At 33.8% G+C, this 19,687-nt stretch carries 16 protein-coding genes; 12 read left to right on the top strand and 4 right to left on the bottom strand.

The window, feature by feature from the left end; translation table 11 throughout:
* Positions 1 to 137: 137 nt before the first annotated feature.
* On the top strand, positions 138 to 1,439 hold the full coding sequence (locus tag BN2390_RS13025) for a S41 family peptidase (protein WP_053984776.1): 1,302 nt from the start codon (positions 138 to 140) through the stop codon (positions 1,437 to 1,439).
* Between the two features lie 87 nt (positions 1,440 to 1,526).
* On the opposite strand, the gene BN2390_RS13020 is transcribed toward BN2390_RS13025, so the two are convergent.
* Entirely contained in the window at positions 1,527 to 1,814 is a 288-nt protein-coding gene (locus tag BN2390_RS13020; protein ID WP_053984775.1) for a rhodanese-like domain-containing protein, read from the bottom strand.
* A 242-nt stretch (positions 1,815 to 2,056) separates the two neighbouring features.
* Here BN2390_RS13020 and BN2390_RS13015 point away from each other — a divergent pair, with 242 nt between their 5' ends.
* The 6 genes from BN2390_RS13015 to BN2390_RS12990 all read left to right on the top strand — a co-directional run bounded on the left by BN2390_RS13015 (position 2,057) and on the right by BN2390_RS12990 (position 8,772).
* On the top strand, positions 2,057 to 3,337 hold the full coding sequence (locus BN2390_RS13015; RefSeq protein WP_053984774.1) for an alkaline phosphatase family protein: 1,281 nt from the start codon (positions 2,057 to 2,059) through the stop codon (positions 3,335 to 3,337).
* A gap of 108 nt (positions 3,338 to 3,445) precedes the next feature.
* Positions 3,446 to 4,252: a hypothetical protein gene (locus BN2390_RS13010; protein ID WP_053984773.1), complete on the top strand. Its 807-nt coding sequence runs from the start codon at positions 3,446 to 3,448 to the stop codon at positions 4,250 to 4,252.
* 174 nt (positions 4,253 to 4,426) lie between these two features.
* A complete protein-coding gene (gene argC / locus BN2390_RS13005; protein ID WP_053984772.1) occupies positions 4,427 to 5,461 on the top strand; it encodes an N-acetyl-gamma-glutamyl-phosphate reductase in 1,035 nt (344 codons plus the stop codon).
* Positions 5,462 to 5,486: 25 nt separating this feature from the next.
* Positions 5,487 to 6,707, top strand: coding sequence for a bifunctional ornithine acetyltransferase/N-acetylglutamate synthase (argJ, locus tag BN2390_RS13000; RefSeq protein ID WP_053984771.1), 1,221 nt, complete (start codon positions 5,487 to 5,489; stop codon positions 6,705 to 6,707).
* 11 nt (positions 6,708 to 6,718) lie between these two features.
* Positions 6,719 to 7,603, top strand: coding sequence for an acetylglutamate kinase (argB, locus tag BN2390_RS12995; protein WP_053984770.1), 885 nt, complete (start codon positions 6,719 to 6,721; stop codon positions 7,601 to 7,603).
* A complete protein-coding gene (locus tag BN2390_RS12990; protein ID WP_053984769.1) occupies positions 7,597 to 8,772 on the top strand; it encodes an aspartate aminotransferase family protein in 1,176 nt (391 codons plus the stop codon). The genes argB and BN2390_RS12990 overlap by 7 nt, the downstream gene beginning before the upstream one ends.
* Positions 8,773 to 8,815: 43 nt before the next feature.
* Here BN2390_RS12990 and BN2390_RS12985 read toward each other — a convergent pair whose 3' ends face one another.
* Complete coding sequence (locus tag BN2390_RS12985; protein WP_198524911.1) at positions 8,816 to 10,870, bottom strand: helix-turn-helix transcriptional regulator; 2,055 nt, start codon at positions 10,868 to 10,870, stop codon at positions 8,816 to 8,818.
* 197 nt (positions 10,871 to 11,067) lie between these two features.
* Between BN2390_RS12985 and BN2390_RS12980 the strand changes: the two genes are divergently transcribed.
* Positions 11,068 to 12,648, top strand: coding sequence for an extracellular solute-binding protein (locus BN2390_RS12980; RefSeq protein WP_053984767.1), 1,581 nt, complete (start codon positions 11,068 to 11,070; stop codon positions 12,646 to 12,648).
* Between the two features lie 22 nt (positions 12,649 to 12,670).
* Here BN2390_RS12980 and BN2390_RS12975 read toward each other — a convergent pair whose 3' ends face one another.
* Entirely contained in the window at positions 12,671 to 13,150 is a 480-nt protein-coding gene (locus BN2390_RS12975) for an S-ribosylhomocysteine lyase (protein WP_053984766.1), read from the bottom strand.
* Positions 13,151 to 13,271: 121 nt separating this feature from the next.
* Between BN2390_RS12975 and trpS the strand changes: the two genes are divergently transcribed.
* A complete protein-coding gene (gene trpS, locus BN2390_RS12970; RefSeq protein WP_053984765.1) occupies positions 13,272 to 14,279 on the top strand; it encodes a tryptophan--tRNA ligase in 1,008 nt (335 codons plus the stop codon).
* A gap of 823 nt (positions 14,280 to 15,102) precedes the next feature.
* Here trpS and BN2390_RS12965 read toward each other — a convergent pair.
* Complete coding sequence (locus BN2390_RS12965; RefSeq protein WP_053984764.1) at positions 15,103 to 15,963, bottom strand: YitT family protein; 861 nt, start codon at positions 15,961 to 15,963, stop codon at positions 15,103 to 15,105.
* A gap of 187 nt (positions 15,964 to 16,150) precedes the next feature.
* On the opposite strand from BN2390_RS12965, the gene BN2390_RS12960 reads away from it, so the two are divergent.
* From BN2390_RS12960 to pcrA, 3 genes are read left to right on the top strand one after another with little or no spacing between them, the layout of a single operon-like run.
* A complete protein-coding gene (locus tag BN2390_RS12960) occupies positions 16,151 to 16,867 on the top strand; it encodes a phosphatase (protein ID WP_053984763.1) in 717 nt (238 codons plus the stop codon).
* Positions 16,868 to 16,923: 56 nt separating this feature from the next.
* The gene (locus BN2390_RS12955; RefSeq protein WP_053984762.1) at positions 16,924 to 17,211 is read left to right on the top strand and encodes a YerC/YecD family TrpR-related protein; all 288 of its coding nucleotides are present in this window, start codon (positions 16,924 to 16,926) and stop codon (positions 17,209 to 17,211) included.
* A 53-nt stretch (positions 17,212 to 17,264) separates the two neighbouring features.
* Positions 17,265 to 19,682, top strand: a complete 2,418-nt coding sequence (gene pcrA, locus BN2390_RS12950; protein WP_053984761.1) for a DNA helicase PcrA — start codon at positions 17,265 to 17,267, stop codon at positions 19,680 to 19,682.
* The last annotated feature ends 5 nt before the right edge of the window (positions 19,683 to 19,687 follow it).

Below are 19,687 nucleotides of genomic sequence, written 5' to 3'. Positions count from 1 at the left end.
TAGATTGAAGTTAGTGTAGCATAAAATAAATAGGAAATCAAGGAACATCTAGAAATGTTAATAAGCGTAGAAAATTGAATTGATAGAAAAAAATGATATAATATGATTATTAAAATAATAAGGTTGGGAGAAACAAAATGATGAAGTGGGGAACAAAGAAGGTTTTGTTAGGAATAAGTATGGCTGTTTTTATCATGCTAGCAGGGGTGTTGATTTATAAGCAGCAAAGCTATAATAAAAGAGATAAAATCTTGGAAACACCGTTACAGGCACTCACTATGGAAGAAAAGATAGAGGATTTTGAGTATCTCTATAAAACGATAGAGGAAAATTATCCTTATCTAGAAGTGAACAAAAGAATGAATGGTGTAGATTGGCTAAATAACAAAGAGCGATATTTGCAGCAAGTTAAAGAAAGTAGGAATGATAAGGAATTTGCACAGGTTATCAGTGATAGTCTAGACGATCTTCATAACGGTCATACACAGTTACTTAGCAAGGAAGAAGTTGAATGGATGAGAGAAGTCTACCATAATATGAAAGTTGAGGGATATTGGCAAGGTATCAATTATGATACAGTTAACAAACCATTAGCACTTAGAAGATATAATATACCATTAGCGGAAGAAGAAAAGCAGGATGAAGAGATAGGACAAGAAGTACAAGAGAAAATAAAGCAATCTAGGGTAATTGCCAAGGATGCTTTAGAAGGAAGAGTTGGTTATATACATATTCCCCAGATGCTAAATCCTTGGAATGCCAAAGCTGATTATAAGATCATTCAGGCATATTTACAAAACATTAAAGATTACCAAGCACTCATTATTGATATCAGAGGAAATGGTGGCGGTGATACAAGATATTGGTCAGACTTTTTATTGCCCCAAATTATTGATAAATCATATGTATCTTGGGAATATACTTTCTATAAAGACGGCGTGTATTTACAACGATATATGCAAGCAAACCATATGCCTAAAATGTATGCTAAAAAAGTTAAGGATTTAGATACTGCAAGCTTGCCGGAACTTCCTCCAGAGGTAAGCGAAGATTTTACTTACTATGAAAAATATTGTGTAGAAGTAAAGCCAGCGGAGGATTCTATACAATTTCAAGGGAATATTTATTTGCTTGTAGACCATTATGTATACTCATCAGCAGAAGGACTTGCAATGTTTGCAAAAAGTTCAGGGCTTGCTACGTTAATTGGTGAAAAAACTGGAGGAGATGGCATTGGTTCAGATCCTATTTTGGCAATGCTTCCTAAAAGTGGATATGTTGTAAGGTTTACAAAGGAAATGGGAACGAGTGAAGAAGGGATATGTAATGAAGAGCATAAGACTATACCAGATCATGAAGTACAACATCCAATGCGCAAAGATGATTTAAGTATAGATACTTGTATACAAAAAGTTTTGGATGTAGAAGGTTTAGAGTAATAGTAAAATAAGTTATAAAAACAAAAAATAGGCATGGCGTATTGCATATGAGCAATACGTCTTGCCTATTTTAAAAGAAAAATCAACCTATTTTACAATTTCCTCAGGCCAGTCAAGAATACCACCTAAGTTATAGGTCTTTGTATAACCTAAGCTATTTAGAATATGGCATCCTACTTTGCTACGTACACCACTACGACAGTAAACGTAGATTGGTTGGTCATAATCTGTCATTTCACCTTCAGCTTGGGCTTCAAGTGAGTTCAGTGGAATATGAAGGGCATCTTTAATATGGCCTTCGTTGAATTCACTGTTTTCACGTACATCTAAAATAATTGGGTTTGTGTCATTTTTTAAAGCTTCGTATATAGTCATTTAATTGTCTCCTCGTTCGTCTCATAGTGTATACCAAATAGGTATCAAATATGTTAAAAGTAATCATAAACCAGTCTATTCTTAGTCATAATATAATAGAGAGCTAAGAAAAACAAGTTAATCGAAATATGTTTAAATAATAAAAATTATCATTTAGCTTGTGTAAAACTATAAAAGTATGGTATATTTAAATGTTTGGTGAAGTTAATCAAACCTAAAACATGACTTGAAGGAGAAAAACTATGACTAAAAGAATGCTTGTTATTTCATTGGATGCTATGATTTCTGAGGACTTAGAATATATTAAAACACTTCCTAATCTAGGACCTATTGTACAAAATGGGGCAATCGTAAAAAACTCTCAAACAGTATATCCATCATTGACTTATACAGCACATGCTTCAATGATTTCTGGTACATATCCAGATAAACATGGTGTTGTAAATAATGAAATATTTAATCCATTTATGAAATTTGGAGATTGGTTTGAAGAACGTAATGGAATTCATGCAGCTATCCTTCCAGAAGAATGTGAAAAACATGGACTTAAAGTACTTATTAATAGTTGGCCAACAATGGTAGGGGCAGATGTAACTTGGAATCTTCAACGTGCAGGGATTCACCAAGTGGCTGATGATAAAAAAGCATCTATGATTGCCAATTCTACACCAGGGCTTATGGAAAAAATGTATGAGATATGTAGTGATGCTTGGAAAGAGGAAAAATACAAGGATTCAGATAAATTCTCTGGGCTTGCAAGTAAGTATCTAATCGAAACAGAAATGCCAAATATTATTTTTATGCATATGACATTAATTGATCATTACAGACATGTATATGGTGTATATAGTGAGAAAATTAAAGAAGCCATTAAATTTATAGATGATATGTTAGGCTATACTTTTGATGCACTTAAAGCAAAAGGTATCTATGATGAAACAATATTTGTTATTTGTTCAGATCATGGACAAGTGAATATTGATGAAAGCATCAACTTAAATCGTGACTTTATGGATAAAGGATGGATTACAGTAGATGCAGAAGGAAATGTAATAGACTGGAAAGTATTTGCACATTCAGCTGCAGCATCTGCACAAATATATGTAAGAGACCATGATGAAACACTTAAACAAGAAGTTGCCGAATACTTAAAACAAAACAAAACCCGTTTTAGAATTGATCAAATGTTTACAACAGAAGAAGTAAAAGAAGCTTATAAATTAGATGGAGACTTTGACTTTGTACTTGAAGCTGAAGAAGGTGTAGGCTTTAATTATATGTTAAGTGCACCATTTATTAAAAAGGTAGCTAATGAAGATTACCGTACAAGTGTAGGAACTCATGGACATATACCAACTCGTGGTTCTCAACCAGCCTTAGTATTATGCGGACCTGGAGTAAAATCAGGGACTGTATTAGAAAAAGCATACAATGTAGATATTGCACCAACTTGTACTGCACTTCTTGGATTTGAAATGCCGGGAGCAGATGGCCGTGTGCTTGCAGAATTAATAGAGCAATAGTATTTTGTAGATAAATAAATAAGTTTTTAAACATTGAATAATAAGCAGTCATTAGGGCAAATACTCTAACAAATATGTAAAGAAGTTTGGAAGGAGAACTTTTACATCATGAGGAAGAGGAAGCATACTAATGACTGTTTATTGCGTTTATTGAACCTTTGTGCAAGTATTAGCTTTGTATTATTAATAGGTTTATTTGCTGTATATTTTTTGACAGAGAGGCCAGAGGTTTATACTGAAGAACAATTAGCTAATTTAACAGAAAATTTAACAGGGAAAAAAATGAAACAAGAAGTAGTAAGTGACCAAGTAGTTACGGAAGATATAAGTGGTAAATCACAATTATCACAAGAAGAAGAGCTAGCAAGTCAACAAGATAATGACAAGTTTCCTAATCAGAATAATATACAATCAGAAAATGATATAAGTATAGAACAAGAGTCTACAGATGAGGTAAGCTCTACAATAAATGTGGATCAACTAGTAGAAGGAGGAGGGAATACTCAATCTATAGACAAAGCAGAAATAAGTAAGCAAGTAGAAGAAACAAGAGAACAACCAACAGATGAAAAGTATGAGCAAGTACCTATTTATGATGCCTATGTACTTATGTTAGATGATCATATTGTGAATCAAATGGAAGGTGTCTATAATAATGGGCGCATTGATTATCAAAATATAGTAAATAAGATGTTTAGTAATTTATCTTTAAGTGATCAATTAAAATTACTTAATATGATTTTATCTAAAGTACAAAACATCAATATAAACGAAGTATGGAATATGATTAAAGATGGCATAGATGAAGAAGATAGTAAGAAGTTGCAAGAGCTTGTCCAAGAGAATTTTACCTTAGAAGAGTTAGATGAACTCTATATGTATTATCAATCCATGGAAATAGCAGACAATCAATGAGGTGGTTTTAACCGCCTCATTTTTTAGTCTACATAATGAATAAAAATTCATTAAATATAATTTTTATTAAAAAATATATTGCATATTTAAACATTAAAAAGTATAATAATTAATAAATTAAGAAAAATGAATAATCTGATTACAGAGATTACTGAGCTAAGGAGGAGATTAGAAATGTATAAAGTAGCAATATTAGGTTCAACAGGATATGTAGGAGAAGAGTTAGTACGGCTTCTTTATAATCATCCTAGTGTTAAACTAACTCATTTATCTTCTCATAGTTATCAAAGTGAGCCATATAGCAAGGTTTATCCTCATTTTAAAGATTTAGTAGATGAGGTTTGTATAGAAGATGACTTATCTAAGATAGATGCGGATATATTATTTATTGCTTTACCTCATGGGATTGCAAGCAAAGTGGTTACAAAGGAACTACTAGCAACGACGAAGGTTATTGATTTAGGAGCAGACTTCCGTATTACCAGTGAAGCATATGATACATGGTATAAGGTTGAACACTTTGGCAAGGAAGTATTAGAAGAAGCAATATATGGATTATGTGAGTGGAACAGAGAATATATCCAAGGGGCAAGACTTATTGCAAATCCAGGTTGTTATGTAACATGTAGTTTACTAAGTCTAATTCCTCTGATAAAAGAAGGACTTATTGATACAAGTACGATTATTATTGATGCCAAGTCAGGTGTTACAGGAGCAGGGCGAGGACTTAATATAGGAACACATTATACAGAATGTAATGAAAGCATTAAAGCTTATGGATTAACATCACATAGGCATACACCCGAAATTGAAGAAAAACTAGAAGCATTTGGTGGCAAGAAGGTAACACTTACTTTTACGCCACATCTTGTACCTATGAATAGAGGCATATTAACGACTATTTATGCAAGCTTAAAACCTGGTGTAACAAACCATGAAGTTAATAAAGTATACAATACATATTATGAAAAAGAGCAATTTTTAAGGTTGCTTGGAGATACAAGTATAGCAGAAACAAGATGGGTTAAAGGTTCTAATTTCTGCGATATTAGTTTTAAAGTAGATGACCGTACCAAACGCTTAATTATTGTAAGTGCCTTAGATAATATGATGAAGGGTGCAGCAAGTCAGGCAGTACAAAACATGAATATTATGTTAGGTCTAGAAGAAGATACAGGCATTCATTATGTACCACTTTTCCCAGCATAAGTGGTCAAAGAAAAGGTGGGGAATTATGAAATTGAATAATAATGGGATTTTAGCAGCAAAAGGCTTTCAAGCTGCTGGCACACATACAGGAATTAAAAAACAGAAAAAAGATATGGCTATCATTTATAGTGAGGCACCTTGTACTTATGCAGGAGCGTTTACTCAAAATGTAGTAAAGGCAGCACCAGTTATATGGGATCAAAAAGTATTAAGTGCAGAAAATACTGTGCATGCAGTAGTTATTAATAGTGGAAATGCTAATGCAGTAACAGGGGCAACAGGGCATAATGATACTCAAACAATGGCAGAGGTTACTGCATCTTCATTAAATATCCAAAAGGAAGAAGTATTGGTATGTTCTACGGGCGTTATAGGTGTACCACTTCCTATGGATATTGTTACACAAGGTATTTGCAAGGTAGCAGAACAACTTGAAGATACAAAAAAAGCAGCAACTGAAGCTGCGGAAGCTATTTTAACAACAGATACATTTGCAAAAGAGATTGCATTAGAAGAACAAATAGAAGGTTATACCATTCATGTAGGAGCCATGGGGAAAGGCTCAGGCATGATCCATCCTAATATGGCAACAATGCTTGCTTTTATAGCAACAGATGTTAATATTACAAAACCCATGTTACAAAAAGCTCTTAGCAAATGTGTCAACTTGTCCTTTAATATGATTACGGTAGATGGCGATACAAGTACTAATGATAGTGTGATTGTGCTTGCAAGTGGGCAAGCAGGTAATCCAATTATAGATCAAGAAGGAGAAGCATTTGAACAGTTTCAGAGTATGCTGTTTGAAGCGCTTAAGTATATCGCTATCTCCATAGTCAAAGATGGTGAAGGTGCAACTAAATTATTAGAAGTAGAAATACAAAACGCAAAAAGTTTTGAAGCAGGTAAACTCTTAGCGAAAAGTATTTTAACTTCTAGCTTGGTTAAGACAGCGTTCTTTGGGGAAGATGCAAACTGGGGAAGAATACTTGCAGCCATGGGGTATGCAGGGGTACCTTTTGATCAAGAGAAAGTGACTTTGATATTGGAAAGTTGTGTAGGAAGTATTACTCTATTTAAAGAAGGTATGCCTATTAAATTTAGTGAGCATAAAGCTAAAAGAATTTTAGGAGAGAATGAAATTAAAATTTTTGTAGAAATGGGTGAGGGTGTAGAAAAGGTAACAGCATGGGGCTGTGATTTAAGCTATGACTATGTAAAGATTAATGGGGAATATAGAAGTTAGGGGATAGTAAAATGACCAATCAAATTATAGAAAAAGCAAAAGTATTAAGTGAAGCATTGCCCTATATTCAAGCATTTAAGGATAAGATTGTTGTAATCAAATATGGTGGGAGTGCAATGCTTAATCCTGAGATTAATAATACAATTGTGCAAGACATGGTGATACTCAAATCAGTGGGGTTAAAACCAGTAATTGTACATGGGGGTGGGCCTGAGATTAATCAGACATTAGCAGATATGAATATAGAATCTTCTTTTGTAGAAGGCTTACGCGTCACTACTAAAGAAACAGTAGATGTGGTAGAAATGGTTTTAGCTGGTAAGGTTAACAAACGTATTGTTTCTATGATTCATCTTCAGGGTGGAAGTGCTGTAGGACTAAGTGGTAAGGATGGTATGATTATAGAGTCAACAAAAATGATTAAGAAGGATATAGATTTAGGCTATGTAGGGGAAATTGTAAATATCAATACAAAGCTTATTAATACTTTAATTGAAGGAGACTTCATACCAGTTATCTCACCTATTGGGACAGATCATGAAGGTAATACCTATAATATTAATGCAGATTATGCAGCAGTAGCTATAGCAGGTGCCTTAAAGGCTGAGAAATTAGTATTTTTGACAGATGTTGAAGGGGTATTAAAAGATAAAGAGGACCCAAGTACTCTTATTTCTTATTTAAGCAAATCAGAAGCCAATAAATACTTAGAAGATGGGACGATAGCAGGTGGGATGATCCCTAAAGTAACTTGTTGTCTTGAGGCAATGGAAAAAGGTGTTAAGATGGTCCATATCTTAGATGGAAGAGTTGAACATTCTCTTATTTTAGAGATCTACACCCACGAAGGAATAGGAACAATGCTTTATGATGAAGGGGAGGGGGGAGGATGCTAAAAGACTTAGAAAGTCAGCATGTGATGCATACTTATAACCGTTTTGATGTGGTACTTGACCGTGGGGAAGGGTGTTATATCTATGATAATTATGGGAAAAAGTATTTAGATATGGGAAGTGGTATTGCAGTGAATAGTTTGGGATATAGTCATCCAAAGCTTATGAAAAGTTTAGAAGGTCAATTACATAAACTCATGCACACTTCTAATCTTTATTATACAAAGCCACAAATAGAAACAGCGGCACTACTTGCAAAATATAGTGGATTTAAGAAAGTATTCTTCTGCAACAGTGGTACAGAGGCCAATGAAGCGGCTATTAAAATAGCAAGAAAACATGGAGTAAGTCAATCACCCACTAAGACACAAATGATTTCTATGACAGGTGGATTCCATGGTCGTACTTATGGTGCATTGACTGCCACGGCACAAGAGAAATACCAAGCACCGTTTAAACCTATGGTGCCTGGTTTTAACTATGTAGAATATAACAACATACAACAGTTGAAACAAGTAATCACTCATGATACTTGCGGGGTTATTCTAGAAGTGATTCAAGGGGAAAGTGGTATACATGTAGCTGATAAGTGCTACCTTCAAGAAGTGATGAAGCTATGTCATGATTATAATGCCCTTCTTATCATAGATGAAGTACAAACGGGTGTAGGAAGAACGGGGAGTTTATTTGCATATAGTCAGTTTGACATTGAGCCAGATGTGATTACAACAGCAAAAGGTTTAGGAGCGGGATTGCCAATAGGAGCAGTACTTGTGAAAGAAAAAGCAGATGTACTTGTACCAGGCGACCATGGCACTACTTTTGGTGGGAATTTAATGGCAACAACAGCAGCTCAGGTTGTTATAGGGGAGCTATGTGAGAATAACTTATTACAGCACGTGCAAGAAATAGGTAACTACTTAAAGGAAAAGTTAGAGTGCTTAAAGAAACGTAAAAATGAAGTTGTAGATGTACGTGGAATGGGATTAATGATAGGAATAGAACTTTCTATACCAGCACGTCATGTTATTAATCAATGTATAGAAGAGGGGTTACTTGTTATAGGGGCAGGAGAGAACGTTATACGATTTTTACCTCCACTAATTATAGAAAAGCAGCATGTAGATGAAGCGGTAACTTTATTAGAAAAAGTTATAGAACAGTATAGTTAGAGAAAAAGAGCGCCAATGGCGCTCTTTTGATGTATGGATTAAATTAAATATGGTATTTTGATCGATAATGCCCTGGTGTACAGTGCTCGTATTCCTTAAAGTAAGAAATGAAACTAGAGATATGCACAAACCCTACTTGATTAGCAATGATTTTAAGCGTATATGGTGTTGTCTTCAGTAGTTCCTTAGATTTTTCAATACGTAAATGATACATGTAATCTAAGAGCGATTGTGAAGTATGTTTATAAAAGTAGTCTTCTAAATAAGAAGTAGGTATGGAAAATTCTAAAGCAATTTGTTCTGTAGATAGATTAGGGTCCTCATAATGCTCTTTAATGAAATCTTTAATAAGTGTAATAGATGGCTCAAGAATACGATCATTTCGAAAATCTATAATAAGATTTAACATTTCAGAAGAAACTTCTAAGACAATCTCTTTTAGTTCTTCGAAGGATTCTACCTTAAATAAGGAGACTAAATCTAGTTTATCATATGGAATAGAATATTTTTGTTTAGAAATGTAGTTGTTAAATGCCATCATAATTTCTATACAAATAACCTTTTGTAATGAAAAAGGAAGTGTTGTAGCCTCTAGAGATTGTATAGTTTGTAGGAGAAGTTCAGGGATTTTTTGATAGTCTCCAACTTGTAGAAATGTGGTAAGTTGTAATGCAATAGCTTTATAATCTTGAAAAAGAACTTGTATAGAATCAGCAAGTTCTGGTGTAGATGTAGCAAGTTCACTAAGAGCACGTGCATTAATATAAGACTTAGAAATATTAGAAAGTCTTCTGGAGAAACTGCCAAAGTACAATGTTGCTTGGGGTAGAACAATTGTCGAAAGTTTAATATTTCCTTCAGTTCCAACTAAATAGATATCTATATTAGGATAAATATGTTGGATGAGATAACTTTGTTTTAATGAAGTTTGTTGCATACTTTGTAGTGTATCAATAATAGTTTTATCAAATGCAAAGTGATTAATTTGTGCTTTAACGACTATGATGCCATGATATGGGGATGTTAAATCCATATTCAAGGAATGACAGTTTTCTATGAAATCAGGAATGTTATTGATATTCCCATTAATAAGCTGATTTAATAGGAAATATTGACGCATAGGAATACTTTGAGTTACTTCTCTTTCTAATTTAGAGTAATCTTGTTTTAGCATAGTAAGTGAATAGTTCATTTCACGAAGTGGTGCAAAATTACGTTTAACAATATAATAACTACAAAGTAAACTAAAGAGTATAGCTCCTACAAGGCTTACTAACATAATCAGATTAAGGGTATGTAATGGTGCAAAGACTTTTTTGTGTGAAGCCGTACTTAAAATTAATAAGTTATCTGCAGAAAGAGAAGGCTTAGATGCATAAATTAGATATTGATCTGAATGTGTGGAGAAAGAATCGCCAGTTTTAGTAAGTGTACTTAGTGAGCGTATTAAACTTTCGTAATTAAGTGTAGGCATATGGCTAAGATCAAAGGAATCTAATGAGTTTTCTAAATCTAAAGTATTTACAAAGTAAAATTGTCTATTATCTTCTTGCGAAGCAAAGATAGAGTCATACAAAAGATTTTGATCAAATAAAAAGATGCTACATCCAATTTGTTCGTAATAGGCAGAAAGAGGTACTAAAAGAGCAAAGTAGTTCGTGTCGTTATATTTTAAGTCATTAAAAAATATAGAGTCAGTACTGGTTTCGACTAATTCTTTTAAAGCATTAGGACTATAAGTACTTGAAGAATATTGCTCATAAAAATTTTCTACAGACAAGCTACTCTTACTGGTATACACATAGTCAGTATTATAAAAGTATACAGCTGCCTCATTCAAAAGTTTATTAGAAATAATATAATTAAATAATGTATTAATCAATCGCGAACCTTCAGAGGGGGTTTCATTTAAGTTAAAGGGTTTAAACTCGTCTTTGTTCGTCAAGTGATGAGCAATGAGTAGACATTCATCTAATTCATTATTAAGATGACTCATAGATAATTCAATATTAGTTATTTCTTTAGAAAAAAGTTCTTTAGAAAAAATGTCATAACCTACGCTAAATAAAGTGGCTATAATGCATGATACTGGAATCATAAAGATGAGTAAAAACGATATTAAATATTTTTTAAATAAATTTAGTTGTGAAGACATTTACTTTTTCACCTCAACGACATTTTAAGCTAAATATATAGGAAATACAAGCATAAATGCTTTAATATATTATAAAATTTTATAATATTATTAATTGAAAAATAATCTGACAAAGGTTAAGATAAATTAGGGGGGGAGTTATGAAAAATATTAAAAAAAATATTATTACATTTATAATATGTATCCTTTTAATTTGTATAGGATATAAAATATCTATAGATATACAACCTATGCAGGTTATACAAGAGAGTAAAATCACATTGAATGGTGTTGTATTTTCACCAGTGGGATTAGGCAATTATAATGAAATGGAAGTTTTAAATAACATTAAAAAGAAAATGGGTATTGAGGTTAATTTTAATCAAATTAATAGTGCAAGAAGAGATTTACAAAAGATACATATATTACAGATGGAAGAAGTCCCAGATTTTATTATGGGAGGAGATTTGCAGAATACAGATATTTTAGGATATATACAAAGTGAAAGGATTATTCCTTTAAATGAACTTATAGAGAAGTATGCTCCAAATATTCAAGCATTATTAGAAGAAAAGCCTTTTATAAAAAGTGCCTGTACATTTTTAGATAATAAAATTTATACGTTACCGTTTTATAATGAAATGGATTCAGCATTGGTAGAAAATTATCTTTTTATTAATAAGGTATGGTTGGATCAGCTAGGACTACAAATACCAACAACGATAGACGAGTTTTATAATGTTTTAAAGGCATTTAAAACACAAGATCCTAATGGAAATGGTAAAGCTGATGAGATACCCTTTAGCTATATAGATGGGGTATACAATTACAGTATGAATTCATTTATAGGATCATTTGGCGTGATTAATGGAGATAGAATGATGCTGGTGCAAGATGAAAATGTATTATTTACACCAGCACAAGAAGGTTATAAGGAAGCAATACTATATTTAAGGAAGTTATATCAAGAAGGTCTATTAGATGCGGAAATTTTTACACAAGACATTGAACAGTATGTAGCAAAGGGGATGAGAGAAACACCTGTTGTAGGAGCATTTCTTGCTAAAGATAGTACAATTGTGGTAGGAGAAGAAAGAGGAAGAGATGAATATATAGTTATTCCACCACTAAAAGGGCCAAGTGGTACACAGTTATGGGGAAAACAAAATAGTAAGATTACAACAAATCAATTTATGATTACATCTAGTAATCTTTATCCAGAGATTACTATGGCTTGGATTGATCAGTTTTTTAATCCTGAAAATATACAAGAGTTAATATGGGGAGCTGAAGGTGTTACATTTGAAAAGAGTGGAGGAAATTATAGATTTATCTGTCCACCTTTAGGAAAAAGTTATGCGCAATATAGCATGGAGAATAGTCCATTAGGAGCATGCCCGGGTATATTCCCAAGAAGTGAAAAAAGTAAGTTTATTTTTAATCCAATGTTAGTACGTCATGAACTAAACTATAAAGAGTATAGCCCTTATTTGATAGAAGATAATATTTGTCGTAGGACTATGTTTATGACTGATTTTATGGGAATGGGTAAAATCTATAATAGCTTAAATAGATATGTTGTAGAGATGAAAATAAGGTGGGTTTCTGGAGAGTACGATATAGAGAAAGAATGGGAAAGTTATTTAAGTGCTCTAGAAAATATGGGGATGAAAGAATATGTTGCATTTTATCAAGAAAAGTATAATAAATGTAAGTGTTCAGAAAAGCATTCTATAGATTAAAAGTGGTCATTAGACCACTTTTTTAGTTAGTTGGATAGACCAAGTTTTCAGATGTTAAGTTATGAAGTGTTTCTAAGTATTTTTTAGCTTCATAACGAGCCATACCTAAATTCATATCTAAATAGTTACCACAGTCATGAGCACTTGCACCTGGAACTTCTTCTTCATAGTTTGCAATAAACTCAAACATTTCTGTGATAAGAGGTGCAATTTCACTAGAAGGGCGATTACCTTTTAAAATAAGATAGTGACCAGTACGACATCCCATAGGACCAAAGTAGATTACTTCACTAGCATACTCATGATGATTGCGTAAGAAAGTAGCACCTAAATGCTCCATAGTATGGATTTCGGCTGTATTTAAAACAGGTTCCCTATTTGGTGCTTTCATACGAAGATCATAAGTCGTAATAGCATGTCCCATCATATCATCTGTTCTAGAAACATAGATACCTGGTAATAATGTTAAGTGGTTAATTGTAAAGCTTGGAATTTTCTCCATAGTTGTAAGCTCCTTTCAGTTGCTATTAGTGTTATTATATACCGAAAGGCATTTTGCTTTCTAGAAAAATATGATATGATAACTTTAATTCATAAAAAGATAGAAAAATGAGGTGCGATAGATGGAAAACGAAAAAAAGGTCATTTTTAGTGGGATGCAGCCTTCAGGTGTTATTACACTTGGGAACTATTTAGGTGCCCTTAAAAACTGGACAAACTTACAAGATGAATATAACTGTCTTTATTGTATAGTTGATATGCATGCGATTACTGTAAGACAAGATCCAGCTACACTTAGAAAAAATGCTAGAAACTTATTAATGCAATATATTGCTGCTGGTTTAGATCCAGAAAAAAACGTTATTTATTATCAATCACATGTACCAGCTCATGCTGAACTTGCATGGATTTTAAATTGCTATACTTATATGGGTGAGCTTAGCCGTATGACACAATTTAAAGAAAAGTCTTCTAAACATGCAGAGAATATTAACTCTGGACTTTTCACATATCCAACACTTATGGCAGCAGATATTTTACTTTTCCAAACAGACCTTGTACCAGTAGGCGTAGACCAAAAACAACATCTCGAGCTTGCACGTGATATTGCAGCACGCTTTAATAACTTATATAGCGATACTTTCAAGATTCCAGAACCATATATTAGTAAAGTAGGCGCAAAAATTATGAGTCTACAAGATCCAACAAAGAAAATGTCAAAATCAGATGAAGATAATAATGCAAGTATCTCATTAATTGATGATCCAGACACTATTATCCGTAAGTTCAAACGTGCAGTAACAGATTCGGATGCTCTGGTACGCTTTGACCAAGAAGCAAAACCAGGTATTAGTAACTTGATGACAATCTATAGTGCGGTAACAGGTATGTCTATGGAAGCTATCCAAAACGAGTTTGAAGGTAAAGGATATGGTGACTTCAAAATGAGAGTAGGGGAAGCTGTAGTAGAAGAACTACGTCCTCTTCACAAACGTTTTGAAGAACTTTCAAAAGATAAAGCTTATATTGATGGAATCATTAAGAAAAATGCAGAGACAGCTAACTATCTTGCAACAAAAACACTTAGAAAAGTACAAAAGAAAGTGGGATTCCCACCAGTTGTACGTTAATTAAAGCTAGAAGGAAGGGCTGCCATGATGGCAGCCTTTTTAACTTTTAAAGTAAATATTTTATAGAGTAAAAACTTTTAGTATGTGAGGTCGTCCGGTCGGCACTACATGGGTGCCTCCCTTTCGCTTTTGCTCAAATGGACTAAGACTGTGTAAACTCTTATTCAGTTAGGATATGAGAAAACTCGCTAACGCTTACTCTGAGGGGCACACAGCAAACACTCGCACAACCCCCTTCCTTCATATTCGTTAACACACTCTAAGTCCATCCTCGAAAAAAAGCTACATGGAGGTCACCCACGCATCACCGCTCTTTTCTATTCAGAGAAGTAAGTTTTCACTTCCAATGGTATGCCGAAGAGAAGACAGAAGAGCAAACGTCTCTTCTTTAGAGAGAATACTTCCTAGTGCTTGATAATACTCCTTCATAGTTTGCTCTTTATCTCAACTTAGGAATGATTAGGCACTTTCACATGAAGGATGTTTAGAAAATAGATTATGTAGTTTAGCTACCTTTATACCAGAAGGGGTCTATTATGTGATGGGTTGTAAGGGAAGTTATTGTATGGAAACTTTTCCACAGGCTTTTTAGAGAGGCTTAGGGAATGAAATCAAACTGGTTTTAGGGAAATGTTTGAAGAAAAGTGAACTTCTTTTCTGAGTTTTGACCGTTAGTTTGATGAAATGAAATTAGCCTCTCTTAAGAGTTGAGGACTAGAAGTTGGAATACAATAAGCTTGCCTACATGCCCTCACACTTAACCCAATATTTATTTTACGTACTTATAGCAAAAAGAGCAGGATACTTATCCTACTCTGTAGAGTTAATCTGAGATATTTGGCAAGAATCCTTTTCCGTTTCCAATAACCTGAGCGGTTGGGGTTATGGTTACAAAGGCGGTTGGGTCATGTTCAGCAACGATGTGCTTAATTTTGGCTACTTCTTGAATACTAATTGTAGTATAGAGAATAAATTTATCCTCTTTAGTGTACGCACCTTTTGCCGGTATGATAGTCACGCCGCGGAGAAGTTCAGACATAATATCATTGGCCATGGGTTGGTAGTGGTCTTTGGTGGTAATAATAAATAATGTACGTTTGTAATTAAGACCATCTACTACAAAATGGGTAATTCTACTAGCTACAAACATGGTTGCAAGGGTTAATACAGATAAGTCTAATCCGAAGAAGAGAATAGAACAACTAATAATGATAGCATTAATAATCATATTGACAGTAGCCATGCTCAAAGAAAAGTTTTTATTAACGATTTTAGCGACGATATCAGAACCACCAGTAGAACCATCTCCTCTAAAGATAATACCGCTACCTACTCCATTGAGTAGACCACCCAATAGTATGATACTAAGGGTATTGGTTGTAGCAATTTGTATATCTTTTGTTACTTGTAGCCAAAAGGAAAGCATCAACATACCAAAGAGGCTTGAAACAAGAAAGTGACGTTTTAAAAAAAAGAATGCTAATAAAAATAGTGGAATATTTAAGAGGAGAACAAGTATACTGACGTTCCAATTAAAGATGAAATGTAAGAAGGTTGCAATACCATTTACGCCGCCACTCAATAGATGATTAGGAATAAGAATAGCATTTGTAGATAAAGCTATTAAAAAAGTACCTATAACAATAAAAAGTGCACGTTTAATATCCAGTTTAATCTTTGGCATCATCATTCCCCCATTATAAATGTTTTAAAAAATATAAATTTTTGTGTACAAATATATTATAAGGTTAGTTTATGATAAATGGAAAGAATTTATTGCTAAAAAGGTGAAAATCATTTTGTCAAATTAAGTCTGAGCGTGTAAGATAAAAAGAGACAAGAAAAAGAGACTAAATAAAGAAGGTGATTAAATGAAACTTTTAACAGATATGCATATTCATACTGTTTCAAGTGGACATGCTTATAGTACTGTAGATGAGATAGCAAGATTTGCAGGAGAAAAAGAACTAAAGATTATTGCTATTACAGATCATAATAGTGGATTACCAGGTGGGGCACATGATTTCCACTTTCATAATTTAAAAGCGATTCCAAGACAATTATATGGTGTAACTGTCCTTAGAGGAATGGAAGCAAATATCATTGATTTTGATGGAAATATTGATGCAACAGAAGATACACTTGGTGGATTAGATTTTACCATTGCAAGTATGCATCCACCATGTTTAAGATTTGGTGATAAAGAAGAAGTAACACGTGCAATGATTGGTGCAATGGAAAATCCTTTCGTAAAAATATTAGGGCATCCAGGGGATGATCGCTACCCATTTGATCATGAGGCAGTAGTCCTTGCGGCAAAACGTACAGGGACTATACTAGAAGTAAATAATGCATCTTTAAAACCAGGTGGATTTAGACCAGGGGTACGTGAAAATCTTATTAGTGTACTTGGTTTATGTAAGCAATATAATGTACCAGTTATGGCAAATACGGATGCTCATATTGCTTATGCAGTAGGTGAATTTGAAGAAAGTATACGTTTATTTGAAGAGGTTGATTTCCCACAAGAGCTTATTCTCAACTTGCATCCAGAACGAATTCTAGACTTTATTGCGCTAAAGAATTGAAATGTCCTTCCTGATACGGTAAAATGAGGAGGAGAATAGGACAAGGGGTGACTTAAGTGAATAACAAACTCAAAGATGATATGACAGATGGTTTGTTTGAAGCAATTTTGAAACTAGAAAATATTGAAGAATGTTATGCCTTTTTTGAAGATATATGTACAATTAATGAGATTAAATCTTTGGCACAACGTCTAGAAGTTGCAAAGATGCTAGAAGCAAAAAGAACCTATACAGAAATTCAACAGATAACAGGAGCATCAACAGCAACAATAAGTCGTGTGAATAGATGCTTAAGTTATGGATCAGATGGATATAAATTAATTTTAGAACGTATCAAAAAGTAAAGCAGCTTAATAGGCTGTTTTATTTTTGTACACAGGATGAAGGAGGAAGAATAATGGATTTTACAGCAGGATTAAATGATAAACAAAAAGAAGCTGTATTGCATACAGAAGGACCACTTCTTGTTCTAGCAGGGGCAGGATCAGGAAAGACAAGGGTGCTCACACATCGTATTGCACATCTTATTAAAAATAAGGATGTATCTCCATGGTCAATACTCGCAATCACTTTCACCAATAAAGCAGCAGCCGAGATGAGGGAACGTATTGGTGCACTCATTGGAGAAGAAATGGTTAAAGATATGTGGATTAGTACATTCCATGCTATGTGTGTACGTATTTTAAGACGTAATAGTGAACGTCTTGGATATGGTAGATACTTTACTATTTATGATACTTCGGACCAAAAAGCCCTCCTTAAAGATATTATGAAACAGCTTAATATAAATGAGAAAAATCACCCAATATCAGGTGTGCTTGGAGAAATTAGTAATCAAAAAAATCAGTTCATTACAGCAGATGAATATGCAAAAACAGCTGGAGAAGATTATAGAAATAAAGTTATTGCTCAAATCTATGCCCATTATCAAAAGAAGCTTAGAGAAAATGATGCAATGGACTTTGATGATTTAATGCTTAATACGTGTATTCTTTTTAGAGATCATAAAGATGTATTAGAGTTTTATCAAAATAAATTTAGATATATCTTAGTAGATGAGTATCAAGATACTAATGGTGTTCAATACCAACTTGTACAAATGCTTGCTAAAAAATATAAGAACCTTTGCGTAGTAGGGGACGATGACCAATCTATTTATGGTTGGCGTGGGGCGGATATCCGCAACATCTTAGACTTTGAACGTGACTTTGATAATGCAAGTGTAATTCGACTTGAGCAAAATTATCGTTCTACACAAAATATTTTAGATGCAGCCAATAAAGTGGTTGCGCATAATCATGGGCGTAAAGTAAAGAACCTTTGGACTGAAAATGACAAGGGTGAACCTATTACCATCCTCCAAATGGACAATGAATATCGTGAGGCAGATGCTGTTTCTGAGATTATTGTTAGGGGTATTGACCAAGGTGAATATGAATTTAAAGATTATGCCATTCTTTATAGAACCAATGCACAGTCTCGTGTAATGGAAGAAAAAATGATTAAAAATGGTATTCCATATAGATTATTAGGTGGTACACGATTCTACGAACGTAAAGAAGTTAAAGATATGCTTGCTTATTTACGTACAGTAGCCAATACAAAAGATGATGTTTCTATGAAACGTATTATCAATGTACCCAAACGTGGTATTGGTGCAAGCAGTCTTGAAACGATTACACGTTATGCCAATGTACAAGGAATGGACTTCTATGAAGCAACAAAATTAGTTAAAGAGATGAGTATCTTAGGTAATGGACCAGCTCTTAAGGTGTTAGGCTTTGTGGCATTAATAGAAGAGCTACGTGAAGTTGCAGAAGATGGCAATATCCCTCATTTACTTGAAACAATTATTGAAAAGACAAGTTATAGAGATTACTTACGCCAAACAGATGGTGAAGATTATCAAGACCGTATTGCCAATATTGAAGAACTTGTATCTAAAGCAGCTGCGTATATGGAGATTGCTGAAGAGCCATCTCTTGCTGGTTTCCTAGAAGATGTTGCCCTTGTTGCAGACGTAGATAACTACGACCAACATAGCAACTCAATAGTACTGATGACACTTCATAGTGCAAAAGGATTAGAGTTCCCAGTTGTATTTATGCCAGGGATGGAAGAGGGATTATTCCCAAGTTATATGAGCTTAACAGAAGGTGAAGATAAAGTAGAAGAAGAACGTCGCCTTTGCTATGTTGGGATCACACGTGCACGTGAGAAGCTTTACATGCTCTATGCACAACAACGTACATTATTTGGACGTACACAAGGTTGTACTAATTCACGCTTTATTAAGGAGTTACCAAGGGAACTTACTAATTTATCAGCATTAGATAGAAAACCTGCTCAAAAGCCACAGTACACACAAACTATGTCGAGTCCTGCAAATAAACAATCCTTAAATACAGGTGTTGCAGCCCGTGGTTCAGCAGCAGATTACTTTGCTGGTAAACTTAACACGCAATCAGCTAGTGGGACAACAACACGTTTAGCCACACCAACGTCAACAAATGGTCAAATGAAGCTTAATACAGCATATACTAATCCACTTTCACCATTTAGTCGTAATGCAATAGGAGGTAATCAACCTTCTAATTATAAGGCAACAGTAGGTGGTGTAGGTAAAAAAATAGAAAATCTACCTACAGTGAGTGATTCTTATACTGTTGGAGAGAAAGTTAAGCATAAAATGTTTGGTACAGGAACGATCAAAGATGTGGATCATACAGAAGATGATGTCTTTGTAACAATAGCTTTTGACAAAGGTCAAGAAAAGAAATTGAGTGCACGTTTTGCAAAGTTACAAAAATTGTAAGAAAG

It is taken from the genome of Niameybacter massiliensis (genome assembly GCF_001282685.1).
Classification (GTDB): Bacteria; Bacillota; Clostridia; order Lachnospirales; family Cellulosilyticaceae; genus Holtiella; species Holtiella tumoricola.
The sequence above is the reverse complement of the archived record's forward strand: the minus strand, read 5'-3'. Positions and strand labels throughout refer to the sequence as shown.